The organism is Streptomyces sp. NPDC044061 (assembly GCF_056434305.1).
Genome location: NZ_JBWKFL010000008.1, coordinates 99,527 through 112,490, shown reverse-complemented (window position 1 = coordinate 112,490; position 12,964 = coordinate 99,527). Strand labels below are relative to the sequence as shown.

Annotated in this window: 4 protein-coding genes; all 4 read left to right on the top strand. The window is 73.0% G+C overall.

Annotated features, from left to right (window positions below; translation table 11 throughout):
- Positions 1–25: 25 nt before the first annotated feature.
- From AC07CM_RS15150 to AC07CM_RS15135, 4 genes are read left to right on the top strand one after another with little or no spacing between them, the layout of a single operon-like run.
- Entirely contained in the window at positions 26–274 is a 249-nt protein-coding gene (locus tag AC07CM_RS15150; RefSeq protein WP_478876830.1) for a hypothetical protein, read from the top strand.
- Positions 271–1,068 (top strand): DUF6338 family protein, encoded by a 798-nt coding sequence (locus tag AC07CM_RS15145; protein WP_478876829.1) that lies wholly within the window; start codon positions 271–273, stop codon positions 1,066–1,068. The genes AC07CM_RS15150 and AC07CM_RS15145 overlap by 4 nt, the downstream gene beginning before the upstream one ends.
- 33 nt (positions 1,069–1,101) lie before the next feature.
- Entirely contained in the window at positions 1,102–3,669 is a 2,568-nt protein-coding gene (locus tag AC07CM_RS15140; RefSeq protein ID WP_478876828.1) for a CHAT domain-containing protein, read from the top strand.
- On the top strand, positions 3,666–12,947 hold the full coding sequence (locus AC07CM_RS15135; RefSeq protein ID WP_478876827.1) for a hypothetical protein: 9,282 nt from the start codon (positions 3,666–3,668) through the stop codon (positions 12,945–12,947). The genes AC07CM_RS15140 and AC07CM_RS15135 overlap by 4 nt, the downstream gene beginning before the upstream one ends.
- The last annotated feature ends 17 nt before the right edge of the window (positions 12,948–12,964 follow it).

The following is a 12,964-nucleotide window of genomic DNA, read 5'->3' as shown; positions in this document are numbered from 1 at the left end:
ATCCTCCCGACGCAGTGAGGAAACAATGCCCGACGCAGACCCCTTCCACGAAGCGTACGAGGACGACGAACTGCCGCCCGGGGTGCCCCCGCGGCCGACCCGGCTGTCCGACGACCGGTCCCAGGACCACTACGGCGTCGTGCGTGCGGAAGCCACCACGGACGACCCGCAGCACGACGAGGCCTCGCCGCGGTTCGAGCTCGGAGCGCCGGCCCCCGCCGCGGCCACGCCCGCTCCGCAGCCGGCGCAGCAGCCCGGCGACTCCGCGGGGTGACCTCGGACTTGCCCACGTCCTTCACGGCGGTCCTGGTCTTCATGGTCTTCGTGGTGCCGGGACTCGCCTTCGAGCTGAGCCTGCGCCGGCGGACCCCCACGCGCGTCGAGAGCCCGTTCGTGGAGACCGCCCGGGTGGTGCTGGTGGGTGCGCTGACCACGGCCACCGCGACCGCGTTCCTGGTCGCCCTGCGTGAACTGCGGCCGCGAAGCCTGCCGAGCCCCACCGGACTGCTGGCCCACTCGGCCCGCTACGTCACGGCCCATCCCGAACTCACCGCGATCGGCCTCGCGGCGGAACTCTTCACCGCCACCGCGCTGGCGCTCCTCGCCGTCGGGCTGATCCGCCCCCCGACGAGCGGCGGCATCCAGGGCTTCGACGACATCTGGTACGAACTGCTGTACAACGAAGTCCCAGCGGGCAAACGCCTCAAACTGGTGGTCGCGCTGAAGAGTGGTGGATACCGTGTGTCGGGGTTCTTCCACACCATGAACACCCATCCCGAGGTGGACCGGCGGGAACTGGTCCTCAAGAACGTCGAGATGTTGCGCGAGTCGGAGACGACGGCCGACCAACCCTGGCCGACCCTCTTCGTCCGTCTCGCGATCCCCGCACGCGAGATCGCGTGGCTGGCCGTGGCGCACGCCTCCCAGCCCGCGGACGCGGCGCCCACGGGCGGCACCCCGGCCACGCGGCCGCCGGTCCTCCTGAGGGATCGGCTGCGCAGGCTCCAGTGGCAGCTTGCCGCCGCCGTGCTGGCCGTGGAAGCAGTGGTGTTGCTCCTCGCGGGGTGAGGGAGTGCGGTACGAACACGGGGGTATCACGCAGTGGCTGAAGCGCACGTCGTCGATCTGACGCTCAGTGACACCAGAGTGACGAACGACGCGAAGGGAACCGAGCACTGGACCGCGACGGTCACGTTGAGTGGACGTCAGGGACCGGCCTCGGGGGACGGCGAGGGCACGAACATCGGCAGGCTGACGGCCGACTTCAGGGAGGACGTCGGCAGCCAGAAGATCGGTCGGGCCCTGCGCACGCTGCTGTTGCCTCCGGACGTCGAGAAGGCGCTCCAACAGGCCTACCTCGACGCCTTGCAGGCCGAAGTCCTCTTGCACGTGCGGATTCACTGCGTCGACCCGAGGTTCGCCGCCCTGCCCTGGGAACTGACCCGGACGAAGTTACCCGAGTCGGTCTCGGCTCCCGTGGGTTCCGGCAGACAGGCCCAGCTGGTCGGCAACCCGGAACGGTGCGTCCTCTCCCGAGTGTCGGAGCACGACGTCACCCCCGCGAAGAAGGCACCGCTGCGCTCGCTCGTGGCCTCGGCGGCGAACGCCCTGGAGGGTCCCGGTGCCGTACGGCCGAGGCCCGAGGAACAGGCCGGTCCCCACGCGGACGACGAGATCGACTGGTCCCTGGAAGCCGCGACGGTGGCCGAGGCACTGCTGAAGCGGGTCGGTCAGACAGATCTGCTGGCGGTGGCCACCCGCGAGCAGCTCATGGAGCAGTTGGAGACGACCGCCCACGTCGTGTGCGTCATCGCCCACGGGTGGCATGATCCAGCCGCGGAACACGGTCGCGACTGCGGCATCGTGCTGCACGGATCCCCGGAGCCGGACTACCTCCGGGCTGCTGACCTGGCCAAGCTGCTGACGGGTACCCAGCTCGTCGTTCTGGTGTCCTGTGACACCGCCGGGCTCGGCGACGGCTTCCAGGGCTGGGGCAGCACCGCGGACCACCTCGTGGCCTCGGGAATCCCCGCGGTCGTCGCCATGCAGGCACCGGTCGAGCAGGAGATCGGGCAGGAGTTCCTGGTCGGCCTCGTCACCGGGCTGACACGAGACGGCGAGATCCACGCCGCGATGTCCGAAGGGCTGCGCGCGATCACCCGGACCTCCGACATCGTCGGGCATCTGGGCGTCCCCGCCCTGTACACCGCACGCAACGGACTGCGCCTGCGCGACGCCCCGGCCGCCCCGGTGCTCGGTCCGCTGCGGGCCTATCCGGTCGTCCCGGCCCGCGGGACCACCGAGCACACGTGGGGAACCGAAGGCCGGCGGGTGCAGCTCGACACCGTCTGGGTGCTGGAGCGACGGCCGTTCGCCGGTGTCCTGCTCGACGGTCCCGGCCACGACCTCGCGCAGGACCTGAACCGCGCGGAGCGGGCGCTCGACCTGTCACTGAAGCAGGCCGAGCTGCCCGCTCGCCAGTGGTTCGCCACCGACCTGCGAGAACCGCCGAGGCAGATAGCCTCATGGGAGCTGGGCGCGACCCGTACCGAGAACGAGTGGAAGGACTTCCGCCGCAAGTTCGACTGGCTCGCCCCCAAGTCCCGGACTGCAAGAGAAGACGACGCAAAGGACGCGTCGTCCAAGCGTCAGGCCGTCGACGGCTGGGTCCTGCGCACCCACCTGCGCATGCCAAGCGATCCCGCCTGGAGCCGCACGCTCGACTCGTGGCTGGAGCGCCTCACCGACGAGCACGGACTCCTGGCCCGGCCGTTCGTCGTCGTGCTCGAAGGACCCGAGTCGGACCTGGAGGCCGACGGCCTCACCACCCTGTCCGCCGTCCGGAAGGACCTGGAAGCCCGCCTCAAAACCCCGGTCACCGCACTGAGCCGCCACCGCCCGGGCGCGCGGTACCGGGCCCGGGGCCCGGAGGCGGATGCCGCTGACGACGACGGCGAGCGCCCCACCACCGAACGGGAGTTGCGCGCGCTGCGCCGCCAGGACCCGGCGCGGTTCGTGCGCGAACTGGAGCGCCTGGCGGCCGGCGAGGGGCTGCCCGGCCGTCCCGCGTCCCTCACGGTCGCCGCCGACTACGACGCGGACATCCGCGCCTGGATCCAGGCGCTCGGCCCGGCCCGGCCGGTGCCCCGCCCCGGCGACCTGCCCCTCGGCGTCGACTCGGAGCGGGCCGACACGATCGCCCTGGCGATCCTGAAGGTGCGGCTGCCGCTCCTCGACGCCGACCTGCGCGCCTGGGACGACCCGCTCCTGTCCCCTCCGGTCCGGCGCCTGGTGCGCCAGTACCGGGACGTGTGGGCCGACGAGCGACCCGACGAGGACCGCCTCGCGGGCTGGCTGTCCGATCACCCCGACAGCGCTCCGGCCGCGGTCCGCGCGGGACTTCCCGTGAAGATCGGCAAGGTGCTGGGCCGGCTGCGGGCCACCACGGCTCCGTGGCCGCTTCTGCGGGCCGCCGACCTGGACCGCCCGGCCGTGCACTGGCTCCTCCAGACGCCGGAGACGGAACGCCACGCACTCGGGCTGGTCCGGACGGAGCCGCCACCGGCCGGCTTCGAGGCCGCCCGGCAGGCCGAACACATCAGGGAAGCGGTGGGCCGCGCGCCGACCACGCTCCAACAATCCGCTGCGATGGACAGGGCAACACGATGATCGAGGACTGGTACTTCTGCTCCGCGATGCGCGACACGCCGCACGCGGCCCACGCCTACCTGGCCGTGCTGGACGTGCTGGACGCGCCCGCCGACCTGGACGACGCGGTTCCGGACGCCCTGGACGCCCTGGAGGACTGCGAGCCCTGGACCGCCCTGCACGTCGCGCCCCGGCTGCTGCGGCTGGCCACCGGCAGGGGTGAGAGCGCGGACCTCTGCATGGAGCACCTGCTCAGGACGGCGGCCCACACGGCGGGCAGCCGCGAGGTCGCCGAGGCCCTCACCACCGTGTTCCGGACCTGCGCGGAGGAGAGCCCGTCCCGGGCGAGCGCGCGGTTGCGCCACGCCGCGAAGACCTGGAGCAGCCACGCCACCCCCCGGACCACCGACGAGCCGTTCCGCGAGCTCACCCACTATCCGCAGGAGACCCTCCTGCTGGCCGCGACCGCTCACCTGGCCGAGCACCCCGACGCGGCCGAGAACATCAACGCGGAGCTGCGCAGCGAGGGTTCGCCGCTCGAGGAGCTCACCCGCCGGGCCCTGGACCACGAGTACGGACGCCTGCCGTTCCTGCTCGCCCTGCGCGCCCTCGGTGACGTCGCCTCCGGCCGGACCGAACGGAACCGGCTGCTGAAGGCACTGTGCGGACCCGCTGTCGGCTGGGTCGACCTGGAGCCGGACCTGATGGCGGCCGCGGCACGCCTGCTGCACCTCGGCACCGGGCGGGACGCCGAAGCCGCCGTGACCGATCTGGACAGCGACGCCGTCACCCTCAACGGGCTGCGCCGGCTGCACAAGCTGCGCGGCGACGTCCGGCCCAGGACACCGGCGGAGCGCGTCCTGGACCGGCTCGGCCTGCCTGGCGACAGGCCCCCGCCCGCCCTGTCCGTGGTCCTGTGGCAGCAGGCGCTCTGGGACCTCGCGGCCCGGGTGCACCCGACCGCGGCCGCCGCCGTCCTGGCCAACCGGTGGGGCGCGCCCGGCGGTCAGCCCCGCTACCCGGTGTGGTTCAGCGGTCCGGTCGAGGACAAGGAACGCGGCGCCTGGGCGCGTCAGCTCACGGACCTGTGGCAGCTGCGGACCGGTCCGGTGAAGCCCGCGCAGGAGAAGGGCGGGGCCGCCGCGCAGGTGATCAGGACGGGCCACTCCGCCGCTCCCAAGCTCCCGGGTCTGTCCGCCTGGGCCTTCTCGCCCTGGGTGGACCGGGCACGGATCGGCCGGGACGCCGCACGCGGCGCCGACCGCTTCCCCGCGGTGCACGACCAGGTGGTGCTGCTGCGGTTGCTGTCGTCGCTGCGCACGGCGGTCAGGCTGATGCGGCACGGCGGCGAGGAGGCCCGTTTCCTGGCCGATCTGGTGATGCACGGCACCGAGGTCCTCACCGAGGGGAAGCTCGGGCAGCACATGCGGGACGTCACCCACGGCGACGAACAGCACAAGGACTCCCCGGTCCCGCCCGCGCTCGTACCACTCGCCTTCTCCGCCTACCGGACGGGGATGTACGCCCTGCGCGGGGTGTATCCGGAGCTGCATCCCGAGGTGTTCGCCCAGCGCGCCGTCGCCGGCGCGGACCCCGAGGCGCTGCGGGACCCCGCCCAGCGCTTCTACCGCCAGTCCCAACTGCTCCACCAGGACGGGGGAGCCCTCAACGTGCTGGTGCGGGCCGTGCTGGACGCGCTCTCGGGGGCCAGCGGGCCGCAGGACCGCACCCCGCAGAGCCGCTGGTTCGACGGCGAACCAGCGATCGTCGAGCAGGTGCTCAGCCAGGCCGCGCGCCGGCTCCACCCCTGGGCCCATCGCCAGAACCTGGGCAACGCGCTGTTGCTGCTGCGGCTGCTCCTCGAGCGGGACGTGACGGGCGACCGCATGGCGCACAACCGTGACATGGGGCGCAGACCGCAGACCTTCCACGAGATCCTGCTCATGGACCCGAGCGACCTGGAGACCCCCCAGGACCTGAACAGCTTCGACGAGTGGGTCCGCAAGGCCCGGATCAACGGCGCCGCGCACGCGCTCGCGGGAGCCTCGGTCCGGCTGCTGCGGGCGTTGGAGCAGCCCCGGGACAGCCTGCCGGACGGGGCGCTCGGCGACCTCGTCGACAAGTGGGTGGACCGGATGGACCAGGTCCGCGCGACCAAGGAATTCGCGCGGCTGACCCGCTGGTACATGCTGCAGATCTTCGACGTGATCCGGGACGACAGCGAGCACGACGTCCGGGTACTGCGCAAACTGCTGGACGTCTTCACGGAGTTCGGTCTGCGCACCCCCACCGACCAGCGACTGCTCTTCAACCGGCTGGTCGGGCCGCGGCTGCCGTCCCGGGTCGCCACCACCCTGCGCACCCGCCTGCTCAGCCTGTCCTACGACGGCCGGCTGGGCCAGGCCGGGGTGGACCGGGGCACGCAGGACGTGTGGGAGCGGGCCATGTACCGGGAGACCGAGCAGTCGCTCGGGCGTCAGCTCGACTGGCTGGTCAGGACCCTGACGCGGGACGCCACCGGGGACAGCCGGGAGAACCGCGAGTTCGTCGAGCGGTCCTGGGAGAATTCGGTCCTCACCTCCGCCCTCCGGTCGCAGACGGTGCCGCTGGGCACCTCCGAGCGGCACCTGGCCGGAGCCGCGCGCAAGGGCAGGGCCCCGGACCTCCGCACGGTCGTGGCCCAGTTCGCCTACCAGAGCCGGGACGAGGCGGTGTTCCACCACCTGCCGGTCGAACTGGACCAGCCGGAGACCTTCGACCTGTACCGGGAGCCCGGCCGGCGCGACGAAGTCGTCAAGAGGGCGCGCGGCGGGCTGTACCCGAGTGTCGTCGGAGTGGTGAGCGGGCGGACCGGGGACGAGGGCCGGCTGCTGGTCAACTGCGGTCTCGGGGAGCCGCTGGAGGCCTACCCCTACGAAGGTGCCGAGGTCGGCGACCCGGTCCGGTTCCAGCTCGGATATGACCGGTACGACGGCATCGAGGCCAAGGGAGTGCCCCAGAAGCTCCCCGTGACGCAGCGGGTGGGTGACGTACGGCGGGTACGGGTCACCCTGCGGCCGGGGAAGGGGATGGCGGGCGTGGTCCTCGCGGACGCGCCTGCCGGCACCGAGGAGGACTCCGGACCGCTGTCCGCCTGGGACCCGGACCTCACCAGGGGATTCGCCGCGACCGGCGCGAGGCCCGACCGCGTCGTCGAGACCGTGGCCCGGTACGAGGAGCACGGCTGGCACCCGGTCGACCGCGGCTTCACCGAGTTCCTGGCCGCCGAACTCCCCTACGGGGACAAGACGGTGGCGGTCCTGACCCTGATGGAGCAGACCGACGCGGAACCCGGGGCCTGGCGGTTCGGCCTGCGACCGGGACACACCTACCTCCTTCCGGACCGCTGCTGGGATCCGGAGTCCGCGGCACGGCTGCACGACGAGATCGCCGAGGCACAGGATCCCGCCGGACTCCGCTGCTGGGTGCGCGTCACCGAGGCGGACGACGACCACCCGCCCTGTCTGACCCTGATCACCGAGCCACCGGCCGATCTGCCGGAGACCGAGTGCTTCGAGGCGGTGGGCGGCCTCGACACCCGGAACCTGCGGTGGCGCGACCTGTGCCTCGCGGACACCGTCCAGGTGGTCAGGAAGGACGGGGGATGGCGTGTGGAGCACGGCATCCCCGGGTTCCCGGACGTCGTCGTCACCGACATGCCGCCGCATCTGGCGGACTCCGTCGAGCAGGCGGTGACCGGCTGGGACGAGAGCGGACTGCGCACGGCACAGGTCAAGGCACAGGACAACCCCCACCTCAACGCGCAGCAGGCCACACTGGAGGCGTTCCAGCGGCTGCACGACCTGAGGAACGGTGACGTCGTCCGGCTGCGCGGCGGGGTCAAGACACCGCCGCGCAACGGTACGTACAACGCCTGGACCCTCGACGGGAACGTGCTGGTGGCCGTAGAGGCGGAGTCCGTGATGCTGCGGCCCGCCCGGGACACGGACGACTGGCAGCGCGCGGTCAGGGGCCGGACCGCGATCGTCACCAGGGTCACCTGGGCCGACCGCCACACCCCGGCGGTCCACCCCCGCGACGTCGGACAGCCGGTCTCCACCGACGACCTGCTGGCTCAGCTGCCCGACCGGACGGCCACCGAGGTCGGCGCGCTGCTCGCGGGCGCGCACCACCTCGACGGTGTGCTGCTGACGGCCCCGCCGTCGCACTCGGGCCAGACGCCGCAGGTGTGGCTGAGGGTGGGTGACCACGTCCTCGACGTCCACATCCCCTGGGAGGCCTTCCCCGAGCCCGGACGTTCCAGCGGGGACCAGGTCATGGCGTACCGCACGGGCCGGTACTGGGCCTTCACCGTGCGCCGCCGCCGGGTCTTCGCCCGTTGCCTGTGGGAGCTGAACAAGAAGCGGGAACGCAACCACACCTTTCTGGGAACCGCCGAGAACGCGTCGGGGGTTCGATTTCCGCTCGGGCAGGTGCAGGGCAGACCCGGGGTGCTGGCCGACGTGCACGAGGTGCGCAGAAGGGGCCAGGACGAGTTCGAGTCCGCCCCGGTGTCCCTGGGGCCCTCCTTCCTCGACCGCAGCAGGCAGGTGGGGCGGCCCACGAAGGACGCCGTCAATCGGCACCGCGCCCAGGTGTCGCTGGGCCGCGGCCGTTCGGCCTGGGGCTACACCGACAGAGGCTACGAAACCGACCAGGCGTTGCAGGTCGGCTCCGTCGAGCTGCGGCTCGGTCCGGTGGGGCGCACCGGGCTCTACGACGTGCGCCGGTACTTCGTCCTCACCGAGGTGCGCAGCGCGCAGACGGACGGTGATCACGACAAGGCGTGGCCGGTGGTCATGAAGGCAGCCGGCTGGAACGCCGAACTGGGCGACCGGGAGGCTGTGCTCCTGCCGGTCCCGGTCGACGGCACGGGGCGCCGCGTCAGCCTGCCTCCGGTGCCCCTGGACCCGGACGAGCGGCCCCACGTCGAGGGCGCCGGGTACTCCCGGAAGAACGCTCGTGTCGTGGTGCGGCCGACCCCCGCGCCGGCCGAGGGCTCCGTTCCCTACACAGCCTCGTTCCGCCGGGTCCCGCCCCTGCGCCTGGGCACCTTCATGGAGGTCCAGAACATCGTGGAGGGCCGGGAGACGGAGACGTCCCTGTACTTCGTCGGCCTGGAACCGCAGGACCGTTCACGGGGCGGGCGACCCCAGCCGGACCGGCTGCTCTTCGAGTGGGGGTACGGGCGTACCCTCCGGGTCCACCTGAGCGACGTGAAGCTGGACGGCCGTCCGCTGCGGGGAGCCAAGGAACTCCCGGTCTTCCACGGTGACGAGATCACCCGCCTCACCATCACCCAAAAGGAGCGGCGGGGTGACGAACCGAAGGGCCAGGACCGGTTCTGGCTGCACCTGCACGGGCACGCGATCCGCTGGTCGGCGGAGCGCCGGCTGCGCCGGGAGGCCGGTCTCGGCATCGTGTCCCGGCTGACCGTGCGCCTCGACCGGGACGCCGACGACGTCCAGATCCTCGGCGTCGAGACCCGGAGCGGGGCGTTCGGCGCCGACGAGCGCAGGGGCGAGAGCCCGGAGGACGTCTGGACCTCCCGGCTCCGGCTGAGCCGGCAGAGCATCGCGTCGGTACTGCGTCACTACCCCTCGGGCCCCGACGTCGTCCGGGTGCTCGGAAGGCTGGACACCGACAGGTGGGACCGCAGCAACGGCCGGGAGGTGCAGTTCCGCCACGTCCGGCCGGTCATCGACGCCAAGGCTTCGGACGGCGTCCGTCCCGGACAGCACGTCTTCATGTGGGCCGAGCGGATCCAGCAGCACCGCAACGACGTCACTCTCGACCTGGCGCTGGAACTCGGCGCGGCGGAGGCGCCGGAGCGGCTTGTCGCCAGGGTCACCCGCCGTACCTTCGCGCACCGGGAGGACCTGCTGCGCCGCATCTACGAGGAGGGCGGACAGGACGCCCTCAAGGGGACGCCCTATCTGGTCGAGCTGCGCCGCTGGCGTCAGGACGACGGCAACTTCGAAGGACGCATGACCAAGGCGCCCGCCCGGCGCGCCAAGGCGCTGCTCAGCCATCTCACCGCGCGCAACCCCTCCTGCTTCGCCACGGTCACCCAGCACGAGCCGGAACTGCGGCTGGAGCTGCGGGCGGGCATCCACGTGTCCCTGAGCCCCGCGGACATCGCCGAGTCGGACATGGAGAACGCGGAGAACGCGGAGAACATGGAGCAGGGCACCGTGGTGCGCGTGACCCGCACCGAGGACGACCGCTTCCGGCTCCGGGCGGCGCTGCCCAGCGACTCCGCCTACGCCGTCGACGGCCGTGAGGCCGTGGTCTTCCCCAAGAATCCCCTGCTGAGCGGGCATCGGCCGGCCGCCCACCACCTGAACCAGCCGCTGTTCATCGTCTCCGGGCTGCCCAACGCGGAACTCTTCCCCAGCCAGGCGGGGACCGAGGACGCCACGCTCGCCGGGATCGGCCGGGTGATGCGGCACCCGCACCCCAAGACCGGCCGGCTGCGCACCGGGCCGCAGGACCTCGTCCTGGAGGCCACGGAACCCGAGGAGAGCACGGTCGCCTGGCTCTCCGTCGACCCCGGCACCCTCGAGGCACGCCTGACCCCGGTGACCTCCGGCGAACAGCCGGCGGTGCAGCCGAAGGAGCGCCCGGGGACCCCGATCGACCCGGCGCAGCTCTCCTTCGCCGACCGCGGCGCCCGCTGGATCGCCCGGCGCCACGCCGCCGCCCGTGACGTGCCGCACGACAGCCGTACCGGACACTGGCCCGACGGCACACCGGAGTCGGTGGTCCGGGAGGAACTGGACCGCCAGGGCAGCGCGGCGCCGGTGATCCCGGCCGACGGACCGACCCTGCGCTTTCCGCTCGGGCAGGGCCGCCGCTTCGGCTTCCCCGCCGGCCACCTCACCGCCCTTCGCACCGTCACCGACCGCCGAACCGGCAACGGCGACGCGGCCGGCCGGCGGGGCACGGCCGAGGACGCGCACCGGTATCCCGTCGCGGGCCCGGTACGGCACGCCGAGGGCACGGGCGAGGCCGACGGTCTGTGGCTGGAGCTGTCGCCGGGCCGGCTCACCGAGGTGCCCGGCGGCCTGGTGCACACGCTGCAGAGCGGCGCCCTGGAGTCCCTGGAGGGACTGTGCTGGGACCTGTTCCGGGCCGGTGACACGGTGCGGGTCACCACCCATCAGCGGGGTCTGACGGAGCCCGCCTGCGTCGTCCTGCGGGACTGGCAGCCGGGGCTGCGCGGCGCCCTCGGCGACGCACCCGCGGTGCTGACGGTGCGCTCGGCGGATCCGGAGTCCGGCACGCTGCGTCTGGGCGGCGGCGGCCGGGAGCTGCAGTACCCGGTCACCCATGAGGCGGCGACCCGCCACGCCGAGGGCAGCACGGTCCGGCTCACCCCGGACAACCGCCTCGCCCCCTGGTCCGGCGCCCCAGAGCCCAACGACGCCGTGCTGCTGGGCTGCGGCCCGGACGGGGTCCTCCTCGTGCACGGAGTGCCCGGGGCCGCCGTCGCCCTCGCCGAGGAGGGCTGGGCGGGCGACGACTGGCTCCGCCGGGAGCTGTCGGCGGCACCGGAACGGGTCCTGGCCCTGCTGGCCATGATCGAGGGGGCGCTCCCCGTGACCGTCGAGGAGGTGGGGGCGGACGGCACCCTGACGGTGTCCCGTTCGGCCCAGCCGCGGCTGCCCTCGGAGCTCGAGGCACGGTGGCAGGTACCGGCACGGCCGGTGGGGCGGCTGGCGGACGGCCGGCTCGTCCTGCGCGCGGGCGGTGCCCTGCTCGCGGTCCACCTCGACGAGCTCGTACCCGGCCTGCCCGCCGAGGCCGCCGACACGGTGGCCGCGACGCTGACCGAACCGGAGCGGCCCGGGGCCGGCGGCCGGGTGCTGTGGCTGCACCGCAGGGCCGACGGGACGCCGGCCAGCGGACTGCGCGTCCGGCAGGAGGCCGAGCGGCCGGTCCTGCCGGTCGCCGTGGTCGACGGGCACGGCGGCGACGCGAATCCGGCGGGCCTGCTGTGCCAGGAGAAGGAGTCGGGGGCGCTGCGCTGGCTGCCCGCGGCGCACGCGGCCTGGGCGGAACTGACGGGCAGGCAGCTGCACGAGCACCTGGTCGAGCCGAAGCGGCACGTCTGGGCCCAGGTCGTCGCGGGCGGGCATGTCTCCTGCACGTCCTCGGCGTCGGCGCTCAGCCACTTCCGCCGTCTGCGGATCGGCCAGCCGGTCCGTCTCGTCGTCCTCGGCGGCGAGATCCGCAAGGCGCCCCACGGCCGACACCAGTATCTGGCCCGGCTGGAGAGCAACGACCTGCTCGTGTCCTTCGTCAGCAAGTCGTCGAAGCACACCGAGAACCAGCGGCTCGTCGGCGAGGTGGAGGCGCTGACCGATCACGCCGAGGACGGCTCGGCGCAGGTGCGCACCGTGCCGCGCAACCAGCGCGGTACCGTGCCCGATCTGCCCGGAGTCATCGTCTCGGCGAACAATCCGCCGTCCCGCTTCGACGACTACCTGAAGCTGTGCCTCGACCCGGACCTCTTGATCGAGGACGACGGCGGGGAGGTGGCCGCCGGCCATCGTGTGGTGCGGGCGGCGTGGGACCACCTCGACGCCGGCGGCTCCGGGGACCTGTCCGCCGAGGCGGCCGACGCGCTGGACCACTGGGCCGACCTCTGCATGAAGGAGCACTGGGAGGAGAAGGAGGTGGACCTCCTGCCGCTGGTCGCGGCGACGTTGCTGACCGCGGCGAGGGGCGCCACCGACCCGGACGAGGCAAGGCTCGCCGTCGATCTCGCGTACCACCTGGGCGCACGGGCGCTGCGGGCCGTCCACATCGATCCCATGCTGGTGCCCTGGCTGGCCGGCGGACAGAGCATGACGGGCCTGTGGAGCAGGCTCCCCGCCCTGAGCGTCAGGTCGCTGCTGGAACCGGCCGACCTGGAGCGGCTGGTGTCCTTCGGGCGGGCCCGGCTCTACCGGGCGGCGGTGGAGAAGGAACCGGAACTGGAGCTGATCGCACGGGGACTCCTCCTCTCGGTGGGGGAGCCGGTCCACCTCGACCCACTGCTGGACCCGCCGGGGATCGTCGCGGAGCTGTCCCGCATCCGTCGTGCCCTGGTGCCCCCGGGGACCGAGCCGCGGGCACAGGACAGGCTCCATCCGGCACAAGTCGGTTATCTCGCCTCGCTGTTCCGGGCCGCCCTGCGGAACGCGCGGCACGCGGTGCTGCCGGGCGTGCTGTTCACCCCGCCGACCTGGTCGGGCGAGGCGAGCGGGGGGTGAGCGCGAGCCGGGGACGG